Origin of the sequence: Aeromonas dhakensis, from assembly GCF_000820305.1 — a bacterium.
Taxonomy (GTDB): Bacteria; Pseudomonadota; Gammaproteobacteria; order Enterobacterales; family Aeromonadaceae; genus Aeromonas; species Aeromonas dhakensis.
In genome coordinates, this window is the sequence record NZ_CDBH01000022.1 from 24,712 (window position 1) to 46,889 (window position 22,178).

The following is a 22,178-nucleotide window of genomic DNA, read 5'->3' on the forward strand; positions in this document are numbered from 1 at the left end:
ACTGTCAGTCTGCGAGGTTACTGATTTGAGTGACATGGCGAAAAACCTAATCCTGTGGCTGGTCATCGCCGTCGTGTTGATGTCGGTGTTCAATAGCTTCAGCCCCAGCGATACCACCAGTCGCCAGCTGGACTATTCCAGCTTCGTTAAAGAAGTGACCCAAGAGCAGATCCGTGAAGTACGGATGGATGGCAAGGTCATTAATGGCGTCAAGCGCACCGGTGAACGCTTCACCACCATCATCCCGGCGCCGGATCCCCAGCTGCTCAACGACATGCTCAATCACAATGTCAAAGTGATGGGCGAGAAGCCGGAAGAGCCGTCTCTGATCACCTCCATCTTTATCTCCTGGTTCCCGATGCTGCTGCTGATCGGTGTCTGGGTCTTCTTCATGCGTCAGATGCAGGGCGGCGGTGGCAAAGGTGCCATGTCGTTTGGCAAGAGCAAGGCTCGCCTGATGAGCGAGGATCAGATCAAGACCACCTTCGCCGACGTAGCCGGTTGCGATGAGGCCAAGGAAGAGGTCAAGGAATTGGTCGACTATCTGCGCGACCCAAGCAAATTCCAGAAACTGGGCGGCAAGATCCCGACCGGCGTACTGCTGGTAGGTCCTCCCGGTACCGGTAAGACCCTGCTGGCCAAGGCCATTGCGGGTGAGGCCAAGGTGCCTTTCTTCACCATTTCGGGCTCAGATTTCGTCGAGATGTTCGTGGGTGTGGGTGCCTCCCGGGTACGCGACATGTTCGAGCAGGCCAAGAAATCCTCCCCCTGCATCATCTTCATCGATGAGATTGACGCCGTCGGTCGCCAGCGTGGCGCCGGTCTGGGCGGTGGTCACGATGAACGCGAGCAGACCTTGAACCAGATGCTGGTCGAGATGGACGGCTTTGAGGGCAATGAAGGCATCATCGTCATCGCCGCTACCAACCGTCCTGACGTACTGGATCCTGCCTTGCTGCGTCCGGGCCGTTTCGACCGTCAGGTCGTGGTCGGTCTGCCGGATGTGCGTGGCCGCGAGCAGATCCTCAAGGTGCATATGCGCAAGGTGCCGCTGGCGGATGACGTCAACCCAGCGCTGATTGCCCGCGGTACCCCAGGTTTTTCCGGCGCCGATCTGGCCAACCTGGTCAACGAAGCCGCTCTGTTTTCCGCGCGTGAAAGCCGCCGCGTGGTGTCCATGGCCGAGTTCGAGAAGGCGAAGGACAAGATCATGATGGGCGCAGAGCGTCGCTCCATGGTGATGAAAGAGTCCGAGAAGGAGATGACGGCTTATCATGAAGCGGGTCACGCCATCATTGGTCGCGTGGTACCGGATCATGACCCTGTCTACAAGGTCTCCATCATTCCGCGCGGCCGTGCGCTGGGTGTGACCATGTACCTGCCGGAGCAGGATCGCTGGAGCCACTCCAAGCAGCATCTGGAGTCCATGATCTCCAGCCTGTACGGTGGCCGTCTGGCGGAAGAGCTGATCTACGGTGCCGAGAAGGTATCGACCGGTGCATCCAACGACATCGAGCGTGCCACCGACATCGCCCGCAAGATGGTGACCCAGTGGGGTATGTCCGAGCGTCTCGGTCCCATGCTCTATGCGGAAGAAGATGGCGAGGTGTTCCTCGGTCGCAGCATGGCCAAGGCCAAGCACATGTCCGATGACACTGCCCGCATTATCGATGCCGAGGTCAAGCAGGTGATCGACCGCAACTACGACCGTGCCAAGCAGATCCTGCTGGATAACATGGACGTGCTGCACAGTATGAAAGATGCGCTGATGAAGTACGAAACCATCGATGCCAAGCAGATCGATGATCTGATGGCTCGTCGCGAAGTGCGTGCTCCCAGCAACTGGCATGACGAGCACGGCGATACCCCGCAGGGGGGGGCGACTGTGGCACCCGAGCCCAAACCGACCGTGACCGAGGCGGAACAGGTTGCCGATGTCGATATCGACAAGGCCAATGACCTGCCTGCCAAATAAGTTGTGATGATATAAACCCCGGGCTGGCCCCGGGGTTTTTCTTTATGTCCATGGAAGTGAAGATGCAGCTAATCAGCAAGGGGCTCAGCCTCTCCCTCGAACGCCCCCACGTCATGGGGATCCTCAATGTGACACCGGACTCCTTCTCCGACGGCGGTCATTTCAACCAGCTGGAGCGTGCGATGACCCATGCGCGCCAGATGGTGGCGGAGGGGGCAACCCTCATCGACATCGGTGGCGAGTCGACCCGTCCCGGCGCTCCCGACGTGAGCGAGCAGGAGGAGCTGGACAGGGTCCTTCCCGTGGTGGAGCGCATGGTGCGTGAGCTCGACGTGATGATCTCCCTCGACACATCCAAGGCGGCGGTCATGCGGGAGGGCTGCGCGGCGGGGGCTCATCTTATCAACGATGTACGAGCCCTGCTCGAACCTGGTGCACTGGCTGCGGCCGCCGCTGCCGACGTCCCCGTGTGTTTGATGCACATGCAGGGGCAACCGAGAACCATGCAGGCCGAGCCCCATTACGATGACCTGCTGGGGGAGATGAGAGCCTTCTTTGATGAGCGGATCGCCGCCTGTTTGACGGCCGGCATAGCTCGTGAACAGCTGCTGCTGGACCCTGGCTACGGTTTTGGCAAGACCCTTGCGCACAACTATCAGCTGCTGGCACAGCAGGAGTCATTGCTCGATTACCAGCTGCCGCTCTTGGTCGGCATGTCGCGAAAGTCTATGATAGGCAACTTGCTCGGTCGCCCGGTTGATGAACGGCTAGCCGGCAGCCTGGCCTGTGCCCTTGTCGGGATGCAGCGTGGTGCCCGGATCATCCGGGTGCACGATGTGCGAGCGACCATGGATGCTCTGCGCACCGGCTGGATGGTCATGACGGGACAAGATTTCATATCCAAATAAAAAAACGAGAACAGACAATGGCAAGAAAGTATTTTGGCACCGACGGTGTACGCGGCAAGGTGGGTGAATACCCGATCACTCCCGATTTCGTAATGAAACTGGGCTGGGCCGCGGGCAAGGTGCTCTCCAAGAAGGGTACCCGCAAGGTGCTGATCGGCAAGGATACCCGCATCTCCGGCTACATGCTGGAGTCGGCGCTGGAAGCGGGTCTTTCTGCCGCCGGTCTCAAGGCCATCCTGATGGGCCCCATGCCCACCCCGGCGGTTGCCTACCTGACCCGCACCTTCCGTGCCGAGGCAGGCATCGTCATCAGTGCTTCCCATAACCCCTATTACGACAACGGCATCAAGTTTTTCTCCGCCGATGGCACCAAGCTGCCTGACGAGGTCGAGCTGGCCATCGAAGCCGAGCTGGATCACGAGCTGAAGTGCGTGGAGTCCGCCGAGCTTGGCAAGGCGCTGCGTATCGACGATGCCGCCGGTCGTTACATCGAATTCTGCAAGAGCACCTTCCCCTCCAATCTGAGTCTGGAAGGGCTGAAAATGGTGGTGGATTGCGGCCATGGTGCCACCTATCACATCGCGCCTTCCGTTTTCCGCGAGCTGGGGGCCGAGGTGATCGCCATCGGCTGCAGCCCGGATGGTCTCAACATCAATGACGGCGTCGGCTCAACCGCCCCGGAGGCACTGGCCGCCAAGGTACTGGAGTGCAAGGCTGATCTCGGCGTTGCCTTCGACGGCGATGGCGATCGCCTGGTGATGGTGGATCACACCGGCTACATCATCGACGGTGACGAGATCCTCTACATCATCGCCCGCGATGCTCTGCGTAACGGCCGCCTCAAGGGTGGTGTTGTCGGCACCCTGATGGCCAACATGGGGCTGGAGCTGGCGTTACAGACCCTGGGCATTCCGTTCGCCCGCGCCAAGGTGGGTGACCGCTATGTGCTGGAGATGATGAACGAGAAGGGCTGGCGCATCGGTGGCGAGAACTCCGGTCACATCATCTGCCTGGATCAGACCACCACCGGGGATGGCATCGTCGCCGCCCTGCAGGTGCTGACCGCCATCTGTACCGCGGAGATGCCGCTGGCCAAGCTGCGCTCCGGCATGAACAAGTTCCCGCAGGTGCTGGTCAACGTGCGCTTTGCCGAAGGCAAGGACCCGCTGGCGGCTGACGCCGTACAGCAGGAAGTGGCCAGGGTGGAACAGGAGCTGGCCGGTCGTGGCCGTGTGCTGCTGCGCAAGTCCGGCACTGAACCCCTGATCCGCGTCATGGTGGAGGGGGAGCACGAGCAACAGGTGCGCGATATGGCACAACGCATTGCACAACAGGTTGAATCGGCGTTTTAATGAACAAATGGGGCGGCTTTTTAGCCGCCCTGGTTGTATCTTGTTCAAACGATTCAAAAATTTAAAAATAGCGCTTGTCAGCTGACAATCCTCTGGATATTATCAGCCCCGCTTTCGCAAGGGAGTTGCCGATGGGACATCGCAAGCCGTTTGTAGCAGCCAACTGGAAGTTACACGGTAGTAGGTCGCAGTTAGAGCAGTTTGCCGGCCAATGCCTGAAAGGTATTGGTGAGCAGGTAGACGTGGTCTTGTGTCCATCCCATGTGCATCTCGACTTAACGGCCGCTCTGCTCGGTGAGCAGAGGGTGATGAAGTTGGGGGCTCAGAATGTGAGCCAGCACAGACATGGCGCTTACACGGGTGAAATCTCGTGTCAGATGCTGGTCGAGGCAGGGTGTCGATACGTGTTGGTAGGGCACTCCGAGCGCAGGCGTCTCTTTGGTGAGACCAGTTTTATCGTTGCAGAGAAGTTTGCGGCGGCCAGGTCGGCAGGGCTTGTTCCAATCCTCTGTTTGGGCGAGTCGGGTGCGGCAAGGCAGGCGAGAAGAACCTTCGAGGTGATTGCCGAAGAGCTGGATATCGTCATAGAGAAAAATGGCGCGATGGCTTTCGATAATGCTATCATCGCCTACGAGCCGATTTGGGCTGTAGGTACAGGTAAATGCGCCACACCCGAGCAGGCACAAGAGGTTCATTCCTTTATACGTGGTCGCTTGGCGGAGGATACTCCGGTCATAGGTGAGAAAGTCAGAATCATCTATGGTGGGAGCGTGACACCGGCCAATGCGAGAGAGTTGTTTACCCAGCCCGACGTTGACGGCGGCCTGATTGGTGGAGCAAGTCTCGATGACCAGACGTTTTTGGGAATTGTTGAAGCGGCAAAGGGTGCAAGTTAAATGTACGAGATTCTTTTGGTCGTTTATCTGCTGGTATCACTGGCTCTGATTGGTCTGGTGATGATTCAGCAAGGTAAAGGGGCTGACATGGGCGCCTCCTTCGGCGCAGGGGCATCGAATACCGTATTCGGCTCCGGTGGTTCAGGCAGTTTCCTGACCCGCACAACAGCGATTTTGGCTACTCTGTTCTTCTTGATTAGCTTGGTGCTTGGCTCTATGTCCAGCAACAAGGTCAAACAGGGTAGTGAATGGGAAAATCTGCAACAGACCCAACAGGTTGAGCAGAGCAAAGCGCCAGTAAAGAAAGACACTGACGTTCCCGAGTAAGAGTTTTGCCGTGGTGGTGGAATTGGTAGACACGCTATCTTGAGGGGGTAGTGCTCTAGGGTGTGCGGGTTCGAGTCCCGCCCACGGCACCAATTAAGCAGTAAGCCTGGGTGACCAGGTGTGTTATAGCCAGTCAGTCTTGTGTGACGAGAGTGAAGTGGCTATAATCTCGCACGATTTCGGACGCGGGGTGGAGCAGCATGGTAGCTCGTCGGGCTCATAACCCGAAGGTCGTCGGTTCAAATCCGGCCCCCGCAACCAAATTTCACGCATTTCCTACGCTCAGGAAGGCGGTCGCTGCGAGGCGACAATCAGGGTAAAGCGCCAAGCCCCGATTTGACATCGGGGCTTTTTGTTATGTGCAATTTACTCTGAATCTATTTCTATCTGGGCTTTATGCCCTTTTTTTGTTTTTCGGAGGGTGACTTTGGCTACGTTGGAACAACGTTTGACCGATCTGCTCGAGGCTCCTGTCGTTGCCTTGGGTTTTGAACTGTGGGGTATCGAGTTTATCCGTGCGGGTAAACACTCCACCTTGCGCGTCTACATCGACGGCGAGCATGGCGTGAGCGTCGAGAACTGTGCAGAAGTCAGCCATCAGGTTGGCGCCATCATGGATGTCGAGGATCCCATCACCGAGGAGTATTACCTCGAGGTGTCCTCCCCGGGTCTGGATCGTCCCCTGTTCAAGGTTGCCCAGTTCGAAAAATACGTTGGCCAAGAGGCGGCGGTTTCGCTTCGGATGGCAACAAACAACCGCCGCAAGTTCAAAGGCGTAATCAAAGCCGTGCAGGGCGACATGATCACTCTGACGGTAGATGGTAAGGACGAAGTGTTGGCTTTCACCAATATCCAAAAAGCGAACATAGTGCCGAACTTTGGTTAACGAGGCTATCGGATATGAATAAAGAGATTTTGCTGGTCGTTGACGCTGTGTCCAACGAGAAGGCGGTTCCCCGCGAGAAGATTTTCCAGGCTCTGGAAACCGCACTGGCGACGGCGACCAAGAAAAAATATGAAGGCGAGATCGAAGTTCGGGTAGAGATCGATCGCAAGACCGGCGACTACGACACCTATCGCCGCTGGGTCGTCATCGCGGATCAGGCCGCCATGGAGAACCCCTACGCCGAGATCACCCTGGAAGCGGCACAGATCGAGCAGCCGGATATCCAGATCGGTGAATATGTTGAAGATCAGATCGACTCCGTCACCTTCGACCGCATCACCACCCAGACTGCCAAGCAGGTCATCGTGCAGAAAGTGCGCGAAGCCGAGCGTTCACAAGTCGTTGACCAGTTCAAGGACAAAGAAGGCACCATCATCAGTGGCGTGGTCAAGAAGAGCAACCGCGACAACGTGATCCTGGATCTGGGCAGCAACGCCGAGGCCGTGATCTTCCGCGACGACATGCTGCCGCGCGAGACCTTCCGCCCGGGCGACCGCATCCGTGGTCTGCTCTACGCTGTGCGTCCGGAAGCCCGTGGTTCCCAGCTGTTCGTCAGCCGCTCCAGCCCGGACTTCCTCAAAGAGCTGTTCCGCATCGAAGTGCCGGAAATCGGCGAAGAGATGATCGAAATCATGGGCGCCGCCCGTGATCCGGGTTCCCGTGCCAAGATCGCGGTCAAGACCAACGATCGCCGCATCGACCCGATCGGTGCCTGTATCGGCATGCGCGGTGCCCGCGTTCAGGCGGTCTCCGCCGAGCTGAGCGGCGAGCGCGCCGACATCGTACTGTACGATGACAACCCGGCCCAGTACGTGATCAACGCCATGGCGCCGGCTGATGTGGCCTCCATCATCGTCGATGAAGACAACCACACCATGGACATCGCCGTGGAAGCCGCCAACCTGGCTCAGGCCATCGGCCGCAACGGTCAGAACGTGCGTCTGGCCTCCCAGCTGACCGGTTGGGAACTGAACGTGATGACCGTCGAGGACATGCGTGCCAAGCACCAGGCCGAAAACGACCGCATCATGAACCTGTTCACCAGCACCCTCGACATCGATGACGATTTCGCCGGCCTGCTGATGGAAGAGGGCTTCTCCACCCTGGAAGAGATCGCCTTCGTACCGGTCAACGAGCTGCTGGCCATCGACGGTCTGGATGAAGACATGGTCGAAGAGCTGCGCAAGCGTGCCAAAGACGCCCTGACCACCAAGGCGCTGGCCAAAGAAGAATCCTTTGAAGGTGTTGAACCTTCCGAAGAACTGCTCAATCTGAACGGCCTCGGTCGTGAAATGGCGTACGCCCTGGCCGCTCGCGGCATCGGTACCCTGGAAGATTTGGCAGAGCAAGGCATCGATGACCTTGCTGATATCGAAGGGCTGACCGCCGAGAAGGCCGGTGAGCTGATTATGGCTGCTCGCAATATCTGTTGGTTCGGAGAAGAGCAGTCTAGTTAAGATCAAACGGAGGAAAATGAATGGCAGAAGTATCAGTCAAACAACTTGCCACTGACATCGACACACCGGTTGATCGTCTTCTCCAGCAGTTTGTCGATGCCGGTATCAGCAAGAGCAAGGCCGACGACATGGTCAGCGAGTCTGAGAAACAGACTCTGCTGACTCACCTGAAGAAACAGCATGGAGGTGACGAGGTCGCCGCACCTGCCCGCATGACCTTGCAACGCAAGACCAAGAGCACCATCAGTGTTCAGGGGACTGGCGGCAAGAACAAGGAAGTGCAGGTAGAAGTGCGCAAGTCTCGCACCTATGTAAGACGCTCGGCGCTGGAAGATGAACAGCGTCAGGCGGAAGCCGAGGAAAAAGCGCGTTTGGAAGCAGAAGAAAAAGCTCGTCGCGAAGCCGAAGAGAAGGCTCGTCTCGATGCTGAAGAGAAGGCTCGCCGTGAGGCTGAGCAGGCTCGTCGTGAAGCTGAGGAAAAGGCGCGGATCGAGGCACAACAAAAGGCTCGACAGGCTCAACAGCCCGCCAAAGCAGCCAGTAGCACAGCTCAGCAAGAGGCAGAAAAGATGGCCAAGCGCGAAGCAGAAGAACTGAAGCGCCAACAGGAACAAACAGCTTTGCAAAAGGCTGAAGAACTCGCCGCCAAGAAAGCCGAAGAGGCTCGTGTCATGGCGGAACAGAACGCAGCCCGCTGGGCTGAAGAAGAAGCCGCTCGCGCCAAAGAGAGCAGCGATTACCATGTGACCACCTCCAAGCACGCCCAGGCTGCTGAAGACGAGCTGGATCGCAAGGAAGAGACCAGCCGCCGCACCGCTGCAGCTGCCAAGGGGCCGAAGAAGGCCGGTCGCCGCGACGACGATCGCAACGACCGCAACTCCCGTGACCCGCGCGCCCGTAAAGGCAAGCGTGGCAAGGTGGCTACCCCGAACGCCATGAAGCACGGCTTCAACAAGCCGGCTGCCGCAGTCAACCGTGACGTCATCATCGGCGAGACCATCACAGTGGCAGAGCTCGCCAACAAGATGGCCGTCAAGGGTGTTGAAGTCATCAAGGTGATGATGAAGATGGGTGCCATGGCCACCATCAACCAGGTGATCGACCAGGAGACCGCTCAGCTGGTCGCCGAGGAGATGGGTCACAAGGTGGTGCTGCGTCGTGAGAACGAGCTGGAAGAGGCGGTGCTGTCCGATCGTGACGAAACCTCCGAAGCCAAGCCGCGCGCGCCGGTCGTAACCATCATGGGTCACGTTGACCACGGCAAGACCTCGCTGCTGGACTACATCCGTAAAGCCAAGGTGGCTGCCGGTGAAGCCGGTGGTATTACCCAGCACATCGGTGCGTACCACGTACAGACCGACAGCGGCATGATCACCTTCCTGGATACCCCGGGTCACGCGGCGTTTACCTCCATGCGTGCTCGTGGTGCCAAGGCAACCGACATCGTGGTGCTGGTCGTTGCAGCAGACGACGGCGTAATGCCGCAGACCATCGAAGCCATCCAGCACGCCAAGGCTGCCGGTGTACCGCTGGTTGTTGCGGTCAACAAGATCGACAAGCCGGAAGCGGATCCGGATCGCGTCAAGACCGAGCTGGCCCGCTACAACGTCATGTCCGAAGACTGGGGTGGTGACTGCCAGTTCGTGCACGTCTCCGCCAAGTCTGGCGAAGGCATCGACGACCTGCTGGAAGCCATTCTGATTCAGGCTGAAGTCCTGGAGCTGAAAGCCGTGGTTGACGGCATGGCCAACGGCGTCGTGATCGAGTCCTTCCTCGACAAGGGCCGTGGTCCGGTTGCCACCGTGCTGGTACAGGAAGGCACCCTGCGTCAGGGCGACATCGTACTGTGCGGTCTCGAATACGGCCGTGTGCGCGCCATGCGTGATGAGCTGGGTCGCGAGATCAAGGAAGCGGGTCCGTCCCTGCCGGTGGAAATCCTCGGCCTGTCCGGCGTTCCCTCTGCCGGTGACGAAGCCACAGTTGTGCGTGACGAGAAGAAGGCCCGTGAAGTGGCGCTCTATCGTCAGGGCAAGTTCCGCGAAGTCAAGCTGGCTCGCCAGCAGAAGGCCAAGCTGGAGAACATGTTCGCCAACATGACCGAAGGCGAAGTGTCCGAAGTGAACGTGGTGATCAAGGCCGACGTACAGGGTTCCGTGGAAGCGATCTGCGATGCGCTGGTCAAGCTCTCCACCGACGAAGTGAAGGTGAAGATCGTCGGTTCTGGCGTGGGTGGTATCACCGAGACCGACGCCACTCTGGCGGCCGCGTCCAGTGCCATCCTGGTGGGCTTCAACGTCCGTGCCGATGCTTCTGCTCGCAAGGTCATCGATGCCGAGAGCCTGGATCTGCGTTACTACTCCGTCATCTATGACCTGATCGACGAAGTGAAGCAGGCCATGAGCGGCATGCTGGCCCCCGAGTACCGTCAGGAAATCATCGGTCTGGCCGAAGTGCGCAGCGTCTTCAAGTCACCGAAGTTCGGCGCCGTTGCCGGCTGTATGGTTACCGAAGGTGTGGTCAAGCGTTCCAACCGCATTCGCGTTCTGCGCGACAACGTGGTTATCTATGAAGGCGAGCTGGAATCCCTGCGTCGCTTCAAGGATGACGTCAACGAAGTCAAGAACGGCTACGAGTGTGGTATCGCGGTCAAGAACTACAACGATGTACGCGAAGGCGACCAGATCGAAGTTTACGAGACCGTTGAAATCCAACGGACTCTGTAAGCCAAGAGTCAGATTAAATAGGGGGCCGCGGCCCCCTTTTATCGCAGGATAGAATATGGCCAGAGAATTTAGCCGGACCCGTCGGGTCGGACAGCAGATCCAGCGCGAAATCGCGCTCATTCTGCAGCGCGAGGTAAAAGACCCGCGCATCGGCATGGTGACCGTTTCCGATGTGGAAGTGTCCCGTGACCTCAATTACGCCAAGGTGTATGTCACCTTCTTGCAGCTGGAAAATGATGCCGAGCGCATCAAGGAAGGGCTCAAGGCGCTGACCGAAGCCGCCGGCTACATCCGCAGCCTGCTGGGCAGCGCCATGCGCCTGCGCGTGGTGCCCGAGTTGCGCTTCTTCTATGATCAGACCCTGGTTGAGGGGATGCGCCTCTCCAACCTGGTGACCAACACCATCCGCGAAGACAAGCGTCGCATGGCCGAATCCGGTCGTGAAGAAGACGAAGCCGCACCGGATGACACTACTGAGGATAAAGCCTGAGATGTCTCGTAGACGTCGTTTCAAGGGCCGTGACGTACACGGTATCCTGCTGCTGGACAAGCCGACCGGCCTGACCTCCAACGATGTGTTGCAGAAGGTCAAACGGATTTACAACGCCGCCAAGGCCGGTCACACCGGTGCCCTGGATCCGCTGGCAACCGGCATGCTGCCGATCTGCCTCGGCGAGGCCACCAAGTTCTCCCAGTATCTGCTGGAGGCGGACAAGCGCTATGAGGTGACCGCCAAGCTGGGCGAGCGCACCAACACCAGCGACTCCGATGGCGAGGTGGTCTCCACCCGTCCGGTGAACGTGGCCGTGGGTACCCTGATCGAGGCGCTGGACCAGTTCCGCGGCCCCATCATGCAGGTGCCGTCCATGTATTCGGCCCTCAAGCACAACGGCCGTCCGCTCTACGAATATGCCCGTGAAGGCATCGAGATCGAGCGTGAAGCCCGTCCTATCACCGTCTTCGAGCTCAAACTGCTGAGCTTTGAAGGGGATGAGGTGCGACTTGAGGTGCACTGCAGCAAGGGTACCTACATCCGCTCCCTGGTGGACGATCTGGGGGAAGTGCTGGGTTGTGGCGCCCACGTCACCCAGCTGCGTCGCACCCAGGTGGCCAGCTACCCCTATGAGCGGATGCTGACCCTGGAGCAGCTCGAGTGCATCTTCGAGCAGGCCAAGGCCGAGAGCATTCCGCCGCGCGAGCAGCTGGATCCCCTGCTGCTGCCGATGGATACCGCGGTGGCCTCCCTGCCCGAGGTGAACATGCTGGCTGCCGTGGCCGCCTATGTGAACCAGGGCCAGGCCGTGCAGGTGGCAGGCAGCCCGCAGAGCGGCCAGGTCCGCATGACGGTCGGCCCGGAGCGCGAATTCATCGGGGTTGGCGAGATCGACGACGAGGGACGCGTGGCGCCCAAGCGTCTGGTGCGCTACCACGACGAGGAGTGATCCTCAGGCGGTATCAGGTTGCTTGCCCGTTGCGCGTCTTTATCGTTGCGAAAAGGGGCGGGGACGATTATGATACCGCCCTCATTTCACGGCTGAATTAGAGATTGGCTGTGAACCTTTAAACACTCTACTGGAGTATTACCATGTCTCTAAATGCTGAGATCAAAGCTCAAATCGTTGCTGACAACGCTCGTTGCGCCAACGACACTGGCTCCCCCGAAGTGCAAGTTGCCCTGCTGACTGCCCAGATCAACCATCTGCAAGGTCACTTCAAGGAGCACTCCAAGGATCACCACGGTCGTCGCGGTCTGCTGCGCATGGTTTCCCAGCGTCGTAAGCTGCTGGACTACCTGAAGCGTAAAGACGTTCAGCGTTACGCTGCTCTGATCGCCAAGCTGGGTCTGCGTCGTTAATCGACCATCAGATTTCGCGAAAAAGGGGAACCTCCGGGTTCCCCTTTTTTATTGCGTGTCAGGCTGTTGCCGCCCTCACAGAATTTGTGTCACTGCTTACCTTTTGCATCGAATCAAGTATACTTGCACGCGAATTTAAAGCGCCAAATTGTAAAAAGGAAATTCACGTGAATCCTATTGTAAAGTCATTCCAGTACGGTCAACACACCGTCACTCTGGAAACCGGTGTGATGGCCCGTCAAGCCACTGCGGCCGTCATGGTCAGCATGGACGATACCTGCGTATTTGTGACCGTCGTTGGCAAGAAAGAGGCCGATCACGGCCGTGATTTCTTCCCGCTGACCGTCAACTACCAGGAGCGTACCTATGCTGCTGGTCGTATCCCGGGTGGTTTCTTCCGTCGTGAAGGTCGCCCGAGCGAAGGCGAGACCCTGATCTCCCGTCTGATCGACCGTCCTATTCGTCCGCTGTTCCCGGAAGGCTTCCTCAATGAGGTTCAGGTGGTTGCCACCGTCATGTCCGTGAATCCGGCCGTCTCTCCCGACATCGTTGCCATGATCGGTGCCTCCGCGGCGCTGGCCATCTCCGGTATCCCGTTCGGCGGCCCGATCGGTGCAGCCCGCGTGGGTTACATGAACGGTCAGTACGTGCTCAACCCGACCACTACCGAACTGCCCCAGAGCGATCTGGATCTGGTGGTTGCCGGTACCGCCAACGCCGTGCTGATGGTGGAATCCGAAGCGGCCATCCTCTCCGAAGAGGTGATGCTGGGTGCCGTGGTATTCGGTCACGAGCAGATGCAGGCCGTTATCAACGCCATCAACGAATTCGCTGCCGACGTCGGCACCAAGCCGTGGAACTGGACTGCGCCTGCCGTCAACGAAGCGCTGAAAGCCAAGGTTGCCGAGCTGGCGACTGCCGAGCTGGGTGAAGCCTACCGCATCACCGAGAAGGCCGTGCGTTACGAAACCATCGGTGCCATCAAAGCTCGCGTGGTTGAGCAAGTGATCGCTTCCGGCGTGGAAGAAGATGCCAAGAAGATCGGCGAAGAGTTCCACAGCCTGGAAAGCCGCATCGTCCGTGGTCGCGTCGTTCGTGGCGAGCCGCGTATCGATGGTCGCGATCCGGAAATGATCCGCGCCCTGTCCGTCGCCACCGGCGTACTGCCGCGTGCCCACGGCTCCGCCCTGTTCACCCGCGGTGAAACCCAGGCCATGGTCGTTGCGACCCTGGGTACCGAGCGTGACGCCCAGAACATTGACGAGCTGACCGGCAACCGCGCCGATCGCTTCATGCTGCACTACAACTTCCCGCCATACTGCGTCGGTGAGACCGGCATGATGGGCAGCCCGAAGCGCCGCGAAATCGGTCACGGTCGTCTGGCCAAGCGCGGCGTTGCCGCCGTGATGCCGAGCGCCGACGAGTTCCCGTACGTGGTGCGCGTGGTGTCTGAAATCACCGAATCCAACGGCTCCTCCTCCATGGCCTCCGTCTGTGGTTCCTCCCTGGCGCTGATGGACGCCGGTGTGCCGATCAAGGCCTCCGTTGCCGGTATCGCCATGGGTCTGGTGAAGGAAGAAGAAGGTTTCGTCGTGCTGTCCGACATCCTGGGTGACGAAGATCACCTGGGCGACATGGACTTCAAGGTTGCCGGTACCACCGAAGGTGTGACCGCCCTGCAGATGGACATCAAGATCGAAGGCATCACCAAAGAGATCATGGAGATTGCCCTGAAGCAAGCTCGTGGTGCTCGCCTGCACATCCTGAAAGTGATGGACGAAGCCATCCAGGCGCCGCGTGCCGAGATCTCCGATTTCGCCCCGCGCATCCACACCATCAAGATCAACCCGGAGAAGATCAAGGACGTCATCGGCAAGGGTGGTTCCGTGATCCGCGCCCTGACCGAAGAGACCGGCACCAACATCGAGCTGGATGATGACGGTACCGTCCGCATCGCCGCCGTTGACGGTGACGCCGCCAAGGAAGCGATCCGCCGCATCGAGGCCATTACCGCCGAGATCGAAGTGAACCGCATCTACGAAGGCAAGGTCGTCCGTCTGGCCGACTTCGGCGCCTTCGTCAACATCCTGCCGGGCAAAGACGGTCTGGTACACATCTCCCAGATCACCGATGCGCGCGTGCAAAACGTGGCCGACTACCTGAAGATCGGTGACGTGGTGAAGGTGAAGGTACTGGAAGTGGACCGTCAGGGCCGCGTGCGTCTCTCCATCAAGGAAGCGAACGCCCCGACCGAAGCTGCCGCCGCTCCGGCTGCCGTTGCCGTCGAAGAGCCGGCTGCCGAATAAGCCTCTGCTTGCTGAAAAAGCCGACCTCAGGGTCGGCTTTTTTTATATTTGTGGCCTGATGTTGTCTCTCTTGAGGCCCCTTGTTATAACGAAAGGCTTCTCGCGCGACGGGCAACAAGGAGCAGTGTGATGTCGTGGGCCCTCCTCAGACAGTTTCCTCCCCTGGTCTGGACCGTGATCCTGGGCACCTTCATGGTGCGCACCAGCTATTACATGGTCTGGCCGTTTCTCTCCATCTTGCTCTATCGGGAGTATGGTCTCTCGGCGACCACCATCGGCGCCATGCTGGGGGCGACCGCGGCCATCTCCACCCTGGTCAGCTTCTATGGCGGCTGGCTCTCCGACAAGCTGGGGCGGCGCAACATCTTGCTGGCGGGCTGCCTGGTCTCGGTGCTCTGCTACAGTCTGCTCGGCTTTTCCCACTCTGTGTTCTGGCTCGGGCTCGGGGTGCTCGGCAGCGGCCTCTCCTCCGGTCTCATCGATGCGCCCGGCAAGGCGTTGATGGCCGATAGTCTGGCTTCGGCCAAGGCCCGTGAGCTGGCATTGCACCTGCGTTACTTTCTGCTCAACCTGGGGGCGGCCCTCGGCCCCTTGCTGGGAGTGACCCTGGGCATCAATGCCCAGCAGCAGACCTTCCTGCTGCTCAGCAGCAGCTATCTGCTGCTGGGGGCTGCCTTCCTTTGGGGATTTGCGCAAAGCAGGGTTGCGGTGACCCGTGGCAACGAGCTGGGCTTGCGGGTGGCCATCAAGGTGCTGTGGCGGGATCGGGGCTTCTTGCTGCTGGTGCTGGCCAACCTGCTGATGAACCTGGTCTATTCCCAGTTCCACTCACCGCTGGTGCAGTACCTGACCCGGGCCGGGACCCCGGAGGTGGCGAGCCTCATCGCCATCCTGGTGGCCACCAATGCCCTGACCGTGGTGCTGCTGCAGTTTCCTCTGCTGCATCTGCTGGCCCGCTGGCCGGGCAAGGTGCGCCTGCAGGTCGGCATCACCCTGTTTCAGGGGGCTCAGGTGCTGTTTGCGCTGGGGGATCCGCAGCAGTGGTCGCACTGGATCGGCGCCGTGCTGATGCTGAGCGTGGGAGAGACCATATTGTTCCCGCTGCTCAACGTGCTGATCGATCAGATGTCGCCCCCGCATCTGAAGGGGAGCTACTTCGGGGCCGGCGCGCTGGCCGGGCTGGGTGGCGCCATCGGCGCCCTGCTGGGAGGCTGGCTCCTTGCCCAGTGGAGCGGGCAACTGCTCTATGCGTTGATGGCGCTGCTCTGTCTGCTGACCTTCCTGCTCTATGAGTGGGGCGCCCGCATTCCGCGCCCCGAGCTGGCCCGGGCCAACCCGGGTCAGTGAGTACCCTTCTGGGCGACCTGTTTCATCGCCTTCTTGGCGGCATACATGCGCTCGTCCGCCAGCCGGATCAGGCTGTTGCCCTCGTCGAACTGCACCGGCCCGGTCTGCACCAGCCCTATGCTGAGGGTCACGTCACCGGTCCGTTCGGCCAGTGTCTTGTTGAGACGGGGCAGGAAGACGTCCCTGGCCTGATCCTCGTTGCAGTTGGGCAGGATCAGGCAGAATTCATCCCCGCCGTAGCGGAAGCAGCAATCTTCCACCCGCGACACCTGGCGAATGCAGTCGCCGACGATGCGCAGGATCTCGTCCCCGCGCTGATGGCCCTGGGTGTCGTTGATCTGCTTGAAGTCATTGATGTCGAGGTAGGCGATGACCACAGGCTCGGAGCGACGCTGGCAGGTGCGCAGGGTGCGGGTGAGGTTCTCCTGCAGATGGCGCACGCTGAGCAGGCCTGTGAGGGCATCGGTCCGGCTCATCTCCTCCAGCTGCTGGGTGCGTTCGCGTACCTTCTCCTCCAGCGCCTTGGCGTAAAGCTCGGATTTCTCCTTGGAGGATTCGATCTCCGACACCAGGCTGCGGATATAGGTCTCAAACACCAGGGTGATGTCGAACAGGAACAGCTTGTCGAGGGCGGTGAGCATGGTGACCCGCTCCTGCTCGCTGGGGATCTGGGTGAAGATATCCTCGATGAGCAGCCCTTTCAGGGTGTTGATGGCGGCCAGGTAGAGCTTGGGTTCCACCCCGATCCGCTTGTGCACCAGCCCGATGCGCAGCCGGTTGTTGACGTACTCCAGGTCATACAGACCGCTGAACAGGTCGAGAATGTAGCGGCGCTGGGCCGCCCGCAGTCGGGTGAGGGTGTCGGCGTCGCCGATCAGCAGGGCAATCTCGGTGATCCCGGTCTGCAGGGTGTAGAACTTGTCGACCAGGGCGTCGATGTGGGGCTCGATCTTGGGACGATAGCTGGCGAGCAGGAGGAAATCCTGCTCGTCCAGCAGCAGCAGCTCCTTGCGATGGGCGATTTCGAACTCTGTGATCCGCATCTGCTCCAGCAGCGTCTGTTCGGTTGGGTTCATGACAGTTTCCCGAGCAAAAATGAAGGCGCACACATTGTTATGTAATTGACAGTGTAGACATTAACAGCCGGGAGCAGGTTTTCAAATGGCGCAGTGTTGTGACAGATCAACTCTGCGCCCATTTTTGCCTTGTGCTAGAAGGTGAGCACCTTGTGGGCGGCCAGGGTCCACTGGGCCAGCAGCGGCAGGGTGCCGATCTCGATCCCCTCGATGAGCGGCAGTGCCGTGATGCCGCGGGCATCGGTACAGGTCTTGCAAAGGCGGATGGTGACCCCCTGGGCCAGCAGGATCTCCAGCATCTGGCGCAGGTTGTAGCCCTCGGCCGGGGCCTGGCCCGCCAGGGCGGCGCTGACCGCGTCGGACATCAGAAACAGTTTCAGGCTGGTACCGCCCTGTTCGCCCAGGGCGATGGCCAGGCGCAGGGCATTGAACAGGGATTCGCTGCCATAGGGGGCGCCGTTGGCGATGATGACAATCTCTTGATTCATAACGGACTCCTTGATGAAAGTCGCCATTGTAGACCCAGCAGCCCACCATTGGCGTGACGTCGCACAAACTCTGTCGTAGCGGTTTGCCCACGCCTTGACCCGGCCGGCCGAGTACGGTCTGATAGGCGGCCATCAAACATGACAGGGGAACGAGGTCGTTATGTGGAAGGTTATCGGAATGAGCATGCTGCTGTTGGCCGGTCAGGCCTACGGCAGTGAGGCTGTCGGTTGCAAGGCGCGCCAGCAGGCCGTCAAGGAGCAGCTGGCCATTGCCAAGGCGCACGACAACGGGGACCAGGTGGCCGGGCTGGAGCGGGCCCTGCGCAATATCGAGACCCATTGCACCGATGCGGGCCTGTTCAAGGAGCAGCAGCAGCGGGTGGCCGAGCTCAAGGAGCAGGTCAACGAGCGGTTGGTCGAGCTGCAGAACGCCCGGGTGACGGGCAAGCCCGACAAGATCGCCAAGAAGCAGGCCAAGCTGGAAGAAGCCCAGACCAAATTGCTGGCCGCCCAGCGCGAGCTGGACGCACTCAGCAAGCTGATCAAATCCTGATTTGTCGATAAAAAGAAGCCGGCGCAGCCCGGCTTCTTTTTTATAACGGGTATCCCTCCGGGATGGCTCAGCCGCCACGCCGGCCCACCATGTCGGCCGGCACCACCCAGGCATCGAACTGCTGCGCCGTGAGGTGACCGGAGGCGATGGCTGCCTCCCGCAGGCTGAGCCCCTCATGGTGGGCCCGTTTGGCGATCTCTGCCGCCTTGTCATAGCCGATATGGGGGTTGAGGGCCGTTACCAGCATCAGGGAGCGGGCCAGCAACTCGTCGATGCGGGGCTGGTTCGGGCTGATACCGACCGCGCAGTGATCGTGGAAGCTCTGCATGCCGTCCGCCAGCAGCCGCACGCTTTGCAGGAAGTTGTGGGCGATCATCGGCCTGAACACGTTGAGCTCGAAGTTGCCGCTGGCGCCGCCGATGTTGATGGCGACGTCGTTGCCCATCACCTGGGCGCAGAGCATGGTGAGGGCCTCGCACTGGGTCGGGTTGACCTTGCCGGGCATGATGGAGGAGCCGGGCTCGTTCTCCGGGATGAGCAGCTCCCCCAGCCCGCTGCGGGGGCCGCTCGCCAGCCAGCGCACGTCGTTGGCGATCTTCATGAGGGAGGCGGCCAGCGTCTTGAGGGCGCCGTGGCCATGGACCAGGGCGTCGCTGGCGGCCAGCGCCTCGAACTTGTTGGGGGCGCTCACCAGCGGCAGGCCGGTCTGTTCGGCCAGGGTGGCGGCCACCGCCTCGGCGAAACCGGGCGGGGTGTTGAGGCCCGTGCCGACGGCGGTGCCCCCCAGCGCCAGCTCGCACAAATGGGGCAGGGCGGCCCGGATATGGCGCTCCCCCTGCTCGAGCTGGGCCACCCAGCCGGAGAACTCCTGCCCCAGGGTGAGCGGGGTGGCATCCTGCAGATGGGTGCGGCCTATCTTGACGATGTCGTCGAAGGCAGCCGCCTTATTGGCCAGGGTAGCGCTCAGGGTGGCCAGGGCGGGCAGCAGTTGCCGGGTGAGGGTGGTGACGGCGGCCAGGTTCATGGCGCTCGGGAAGACGTCGTTGCTCGACTGGCTCTTGTTCACCTCGTCGTTGGGGTGCACCAGCCGCCCCTCGCCGCGGGGGCCGCCGAGCAGCTCGCTGGCCCGGTTGGCCAGCACCTCGTTGAGGTTCATGTTGGTCTGGGTGCCGGAGCCGGTCTGCCATACCCGCAGCGGGAACTCCTCATCATGCTGGCCGCACAGGATCTCATCGGCGGCGCTCATGATGGCCTGCGCCGTGCGGGCGGGCAGCAGCCCCTTGGCGTGATTGACCCTGGCACAGGCCGACTTGATGCGGGCCAGCGCGTGGATCAGCGCCATCGGCTGGCGCTCGCCGGAGATATCGAAGTGCTGCAGGGAGCGCTGGGTCTGGGCTCCCCACAGCCGGTCGGCCGGTACAGCTATCTCGCCGAAGCTGTCGTGTTCACTCCTGCTCTTCATCTCGTTCTCCCTTCATTGCGAAAAAGGGGCGACATCCTGCGCCCCTGTCGAATTATCCGCCGGTCAGTGCCAATCAGCCGCGCGGGCGAAACGGCGTCAGCTCGGCCAGCGGCGCCGCCGTGCTGAACTCCTGGGTGGTCTCGGCGTGCTTGAAGATCTTGAAGCCTTCGCCGCGGGCGCTCCAGTACTCGATCTGCTCGCCACTTACCTGCAGCAGGCTCGCCTCGCGCAGGGCCACCACGTGCTCGCTCGGGTTGATGGCGCAGAACTCGGCCAGGCGCTCGTCACGGGTCTCCCCCATGTGGCCGCTGATGCTGGCGTCCAGGTAGTGGGGGTTGATCTGCAGCGGGAACAGCCCCAGCGCCGGCAGCACGGCGGCGCTGCAGACCGGCATGTCGTTGGTGGTGCGGATGCTCGGGGTCGCCACGTTGCAACCGGCGCTCCAGCCCACATAGGGCACGCCCCGCTCGCGCACGGCGCGCTGGATGGGCACCACCAGGCCATTTTCGTGCAGCAGCTGGTTGAGGCGCCAGGTGTTGCCGCCGCTGATAAAGATGGCGTCAGCATGGTTTATCGCGTCCACCGGGTCATCGAACTGATGGATGCTGATGGCTTCCACCCCCAGGCTCTCGCTGAGCTCCAGGGCACGGGCATCCCAGTCGCTGCGGATCACCGCGTAGGGGATGAGCAGGATGCGCTTGACCTGTTTGCGGGCGAGCAGGGTTTGCACCCGATCCCGGGCCCAACCGAGCAGGCCCGGGCATTCGGTGGCTTTGCCGTTGCTGAGAAGAAGCAGTTCCATGAAGCGTGTCCTCGATAAGTGAAAGCGCGAAGAGGTCACCGGCCCCGGCCGGCTGACGGAAGCTCCCATTCTAGCCCGATCCGGCGCCGGGTTCTGTGATCGACTCGCCATGTACCCTGATGAGACCGTTTTTTGACCAAGTAGAGGCCCGGCAGTGGTGGGCCCGCGACAGGTGCCATGGTGCCGAGCGGGTGGCATATGGGCGCGATGAGGCTGCAGAGCAGAGGATATCCAGGGGTCAGTGGCCTGTTTGAATTTCGTCGGCGGCCACAAAAGCACAAGGGGACCCGCAGGCCCCCTTGGTCAGTCTGGCGCGATCAGTCGAGCTTGAAGTCGACCCACACCAGGCGGTGATCCGAGCTGACTCCCTTGGCGATGCCCAGCTTGGCGTCATACACCAGGTGGTAGCCAGGTTCGAAGCTGGCTGGCCAGAACACGCCGGAGGCGACCGCGTTCAGGTTGGCGGAGGGAAGCACGTGGTCAAGCTGCAGCCCGCTGCTGCTGGTGATGCGCTCCGGGGTGGGGCGGTTGTTGTTGCGCTTGCACTGATCCGGCTGGCTGGCGAGGCACTCGGGGCCGCCCTGGCTGACCGGGAGCAGGGCGCCGTTGGTGACGGCCTGATTGACCAGCACATGGTTGTGCAGATCCTGAATGGCGGTGAGGTCGCCATCGCCAATCTGGGGATCGGCGTTGAGATCGCCGGCGATGACGAACTTGGCGCCCGCGGGCAGGCCACCCGCCTTGCCGGCGTCATCCACCATGTAGCTGGCGGTCTCCACGTAGTCCTGCCAGAAGGCGACTTCGGCCCGGTTGTGCTTGACGTTGTGGCGCGCCGCGTTGCCGAAGATGGGCGGGGTCGGGTGGGAGATGAGGAAGTGGATCACCTCCTCCTTGTTGCCGCGCTTGATGCGCACCGGCACGTCGGCGTGGTTCTTGGACGAGAGCGGGAAGGCCTGCCAGGCGGCGTCGTCATACCAGGCATCGCCACACTGGCGGCCGGCCGGGATCGGCGCCTTGGCATTGTTGCAGTCGTCGATGACGGGGTTCGTTTCGCCCGGCATGTCCTTCCACTTGAATTTCTGGAAGGTGCGGATCTGTTTGGTATCGATGGGGTACTGGGACATCACGGCGAAGGCGTACTGGCCGTGATAGTTGCCAAAGCCCCAGGCGTCGTCCGGCCCGTTGTTGACCTTGCCGTCCAGGTTGAGGTCATGGCCGCTCATCAGGCCGGTGTTGGTGGCGAAGTTCTGCAGCACCGGGTAGCTGATGGCCTTCACCTCGTCGTGCTGGGCGTGGGCCAGGTAGTTGTCGTTGAAGGCTTTGAGGTCCTTGGTGTCGCTGCCCTTGCCGTCATTGTCGAATTCGTTGAGCAGGAAGACGTCGGGTCGGGTGCGCTGCACTATCTCGGCGATGTTGCGGATCTGCTGCACGTCGAGGGCCTTGGTCTTCTCGGCGCCGCTCAAGGTGCCGTCGGCGAGGCGGGCCAGCAGGGCGTCCTGCTCGGTGCGGCTCAGAGCCAGTTCACCGGCGAGCATGCCGGCGGCGGTGCGATCGAAGGAGAGGTTGAAAGTAGCGAAGCGAACCATGGGGGTCGGGGTCTCGGAGTCATTATGGCTGTTACAGCCTGCCATCAATCCGAGGGAAATGGCAGCCGCGAGTAGGGACTTGCTGATATTTTTCATTGTAATATTCCGTAGCATCAATA

19 protein-coding genes and 2 tRNA genes are annotated in these 22,178 nt (G+C 60.7%); 16 read left to right on the top strand and 5 right to left on the bottom strand.

The features are described from left to right. Nucleotides 1-25 precede the first annotated feature (25 nt). The 15 genes from ftsH (at nucleotide 26) to BN1143_RS03365 (ending at nucleotide 16,092) form a co-directional block, all read left to right on the top strand. On the top strand, nucleotides 26-1,975 hold the full coding sequence (ftsH, locus tag BN1143_RS03295) for an ATP-dependent zinc metalloprotease FtsH (protein WP_017765155.1): 1,950 nt from the start codon (nucleotides 26-28) through the stop codon (nucleotides 1,973-1,975). 62 nt (nucleotides 1,976-2,037) lie between these two features. Then, nucleotides 2,038-2,883, top strand: coding sequence for a dihydropteroate synthase (folP, locus tag BN1143_RS03300; RefSeq protein ID WP_042049660.1), 846 nt, complete (start codon nucleotides 2,038-2,040; stop codon nucleotides 2,881-2,883). Nucleotides 2,884-2,900: 17 nt separating this feature from the next. After that, nucleotides 2,901-4,235, top strand: coding sequence for a phosphoglucosamine mutase (gene glmM / locus BN1143_RS03305; protein ID WP_005298142.1), 1,335 nt, complete (start codon nucleotides 2,901-2,903; stop codon nucleotides 4,233-4,235). Between the two features lie 131 nt (nucleotides 4,236-4,366). Then, nucleotides 4,367-5,131: a triose-phosphate isomerase gene (gene tpiA / locus BN1143_RS03310; protein ID WP_042049661.1), complete on the top strand. Its 765-nt coding sequence runs from the start codon at nucleotides 4,367-4,369 to the stop codon at nucleotides 5,129-5,131. Next, nucleotides 5,132-5,458, top strand: a complete 327-nt coding sequence (gene secG / locus BN1143_RS03315) for a preprotein translocase subunit SecG (RefSeq protein WP_010633113.1) — start codon at nucleotides 5,132-5,134, stop codon at nucleotides 5,456-5,458. Nucleotides 5,459-5,465: 7 nt separating this feature from the next. Beyond that, nucleotides 5,466-5,550: transfer RNA gene (locus BN1143_RS03320), tRNA-Leu, on the top strand. A gap of 92 nt (nucleotides 5,551-5,642) precedes the next feature. Beyond that, a tRNA-Met gene (locus BN1143_RS03325) sits at nucleotides 5,643-5,719 on the top strand. 166 nt (nucleotides 5,720-5,885) lie between these two features. Further along, nucleotides 5,886-6,344, top strand: a complete 459-nt coding sequence (gene rimP / locus BN1143_RS03330) for a ribosome maturation factor RimP (RefSeq protein WP_005298148.1) — start codon at nucleotides 5,886-5,888, stop codon at nucleotides 6,342-6,344. A 14-nt stretch (nucleotides 6,345-6,358) separates the two neighbouring features. Continuing rightward, on the top strand, nucleotides 6,359-7,861 hold the full coding sequence (gene nusA / locus BN1143_RS03335; RefSeq protein ID WP_005298150.1) for a transcription termination factor NusA: 1,503 nt from the start codon (nucleotides 6,359-6,361) through the stop codon (nucleotides 7,859-7,861). Nucleotides 7,862-7,881: 20 nt separating this feature from the next. Continuing rightward, complete coding sequence (gene infB, locus BN1143_RS03340) at nucleotides 7,882-10,584, top strand: translation initiation factor IF-2 (protein ID WP_005298153.1); 2,703 nt, start codon at nucleotides 7,882-7,884, stop codon at nucleotides 10,582-10,584. 55 nt (nucleotides 10,585-10,639) lie between these two features. Next, nucleotides 10,640-11,074 carry a 30S ribosome-binding factor RbfA gene (gene rbfA, locus BN1143_RS03345; protein ID WP_005298154.1) on the top strand — a complete coding sequence of 145 codons (435 nt, stop codon included), beginning with the start codon at nucleotides 10,640-10,642 and terminating at the stop codon, nucleotides 11,072-11,074. 1 nt (nucleotide 11,075) lies between these two features. After that, complete coding sequence (truB, locus tag BN1143_RS03350; protein ID WP_019839525.1) at nucleotides 11,076-12,026, top strand: tRNA pseudouridine(55) synthase TruB; 951 nt, start codon at nucleotides 11,076-11,078, stop codon at nucleotides 12,024-12,026. 143 nt (nucleotides 12,027-12,169) lie between these two features. Further along, nucleotides 12,170-12,439 carry a 30S ribosomal protein S15 gene (rpsO, locus tag BN1143_RS03355; RefSeq protein WP_005298162.1) on the top strand — a complete coding sequence of 90 codons (270 nt, stop codon included), beginning with the start codon at nucleotides 12,170-12,172 and terminating at the stop codon, nucleotides 12,437-12,439. 167 nt (nucleotides 12,440-12,606) lie between these two features. Continuing rightward, nucleotides 12,607-14,745: a polyribonucleotide nucleotidyltransferase gene (gene pnp / locus BN1143_RS03360; protein WP_005298164.1), complete on the top strand. Its 2,139-nt coding sequence runs from the start codon at nucleotides 12,607-12,609 to the stop codon at nucleotides 14,743-14,745. 129 nt (nucleotides 14,746-14,874) lie between these two features. Then, nucleotides 14,875-16,092, top strand: coding sequence for an MFS transporter (locus BN1143_RS03365; protein WP_042049662.1), 1,218 nt, complete (start codon nucleotides 14,875-14,877; stop codon nucleotides 16,090-16,092). Here the strand turns inward: BN1143_RS03365 and BN1143_RS03370 are convergent. Both BN1143_RS03370 and BN1143_RS03375 read right to left on the bottom strand, forming a co-directional pair. Then, complete coding sequence (locus BN1143_RS03370; RefSeq protein ID WP_005298168.1) at nucleotides 16,086-17,168, bottom strand: protoglobin domain-containing protein; 1,083 nt, start codon at nucleotides 17,166-17,168, stop codon at nucleotides 16,086-16,088. The genes BN1143_RS03365 and BN1143_RS03370 overlap by 7 nt on opposite strands. A gap of 134 nt (nucleotides 17,169-17,302) precedes the next feature. Beyond that, the gene (locus BN1143_RS03375) at nucleotides 17,303-17,656 is read right to left on the bottom strand and encodes a DsrE/DsrF/TusD sulfur relay family protein (protein WP_005298170.1); all 354 of its coding nucleotides are present in this window, start codon (nucleotides 17,654-17,656) and stop codon (nucleotides 17,303-17,305) included. A gap of 178 nt (nucleotides 17,657-17,834) precedes the next feature. Here BN1143_RS03375 and BN1143_RS03380 point away from each other — a divergent pair, with 178 nt between their 5' ends. Continuing rightward, nucleotides 17,835-18,209 carry a DUF1090 domain-containing protein gene (locus BN1143_RS03380; protein ID WP_010633120.1) on the top strand — a complete coding sequence of 125 codons (375 nt, stop codon included), beginning with the start codon at nucleotides 17,835-17,837 and terminating at the stop codon, nucleotides 18,207-18,209. Between the two features lie 67 nt (nucleotides 18,210-18,276). On the opposite strand, the gene fumC is transcribed toward BN1143_RS03380, so the two are convergent. The 3 genes from fumC to BN1143_RS03395 form a co-directional block, all read right to left on the bottom strand. Continuing rightward, complete coding sequence (gene fumC / locus BN1143_RS03385; RefSeq protein ID WP_042049663.1) at nucleotides 18,277-19,671, bottom strand: class II fumarate hydratase; 1,395 nt, start codon at nucleotides 19,669-19,671, stop codon at nucleotides 18,277-18,279. A gap of 73 nt (nucleotides 19,672-19,744) precedes the next feature. After that, complete coding sequence (gene pepE / locus BN1143_RS03390) at nucleotides 19,745-20,473, bottom strand: dipeptidase PepE (RefSeq protein WP_017788427.1); 729 nt, start codon at nucleotides 20,471-20,473, stop codon at nucleotides 19,745-19,747. Between the two features lie 317 nt (nucleotides 20,474-20,790). Beyond that, nucleotides 20,791-22,155, bottom strand: coding sequence for an endonuclease/exonuclease/phosphatase family protein (locus tag BN1143_RS03395; protein WP_042049665.1), 1,365 nt, complete (start codon nucleotides 22,153-22,155; stop codon nucleotides 20,791-20,793). Nucleotides 22,156-22,178 lie beyond the last annotated feature (23 nt).

Excerpts from the sequence above, each read along its gene's own strand:
- BN1143_RS03375 (WP_005298170.1), bottom strand. The coding sequence starts at position 17,656 with ATGAATCAAGAGATTGTCATCATCGCCAACGGCGCCCCCTATGGCAGC.
- fumC (WP_042049663.1), bottom strand. The coding sequence starts at position 19,671 with ATGAAGAGCAGGAGTGAACACGACAGCTTCGGCGAGATAGCTGTACCG.
- tpiA (WP_042049661.1), top strand. The coding sequence starts at position 4,367 with ATGGGACATCGCAAGCCGTTTGTAGCAGCCAACTGGAAGTTACACGGT.
- pepE (WP_017788427.1), bottom strand. The coding sequence starts at position 20,473 with ATGGAACTGCTTCTTCTCAGCAACGGCAAAGCCACCGAATGCCCGGGC.
- BN1143_RS03380 (WP_010633120.1), top strand. The coding sequence starts at position 17,835 with ATGAGCATGCTGCTGTTGGCCGGTCAGGCCTACGGCAGTGAGGCTGTC.
- rpsO (WP_005298162.1), top strand. The coding sequence starts at position 12,170 with ATGTCTCTAAATGCTGAGATCAAAGCTCAAATCGTTGCTGACAACGCT.
- BN1143_RS03365 (WP_042049662.1), top strand. The coding sequence starts at position 14,875 with ATGTCGTGGGCCCTCCTCAGACAGTTTCCTCCCCTGGTCTGGACCGTG.
- truB (WP_019839525.1), top strand. The coding sequence starts at position 11,076 with ATGTCTCGTAGACGTCGTTTCAAGGGCCGTGACGTACACGGTATCCTG.
- BN1143_RS03370 (WP_005298168.1), bottom strand. The coding sequence starts at position 17,168 with ATGAACCCAACCGAACAGACGCTGCTGGAGCAGATGCGGATCACAGAG.
- rbfA (WP_005298154.1), top strand. The coding sequence starts at position 10,640 with ATGGCCAGAGAATTTAGCCGGACCCGTCGGGTCGGACAGCAGATCCAG.
- secG (WP_010633113.1), top strand. The coding sequence starts at position 5,132 with ATGTACGAGATTCTTTTGGTCGTTTATCTGCTGGTATCACTGGCTCTG.
- BN1143_RS03395 (WP_042049665.1), bottom strand. The coding sequence starts at position 22,155 with ATGAAAAATATCAGCAAGTCCCTACTCGCGGCTGCCATTTCCCTCGGA.
- nusA (WP_005298150.1), top strand. The coding sequence starts at position 6,359 with ATGAATAAAGAGATTTTGCTGGTCGTTGACGCTGTGTCCAACGAGAAG.
- glmM (WP_005298142.1), top strand. The coding sequence starts at position 2,901 with ATGGCAAGAAAGTATTTTGGCACCGACGGTGTACGCGGCAAGGTGGGT.
- folP (WP_042049660.1), top strand. The coding sequence starts at position 2,038 with ATGCAGCTAATCAGCAAGGGGCTCAGCCTCTCCCTCGAACGCCCCCAC.
- infB (WP_005298153.1), top strand. The coding sequence starts at position 7,882 with ATGGCAGAAGTATCAGTCAAACAACTTGCCACTGACATCGACACACCG.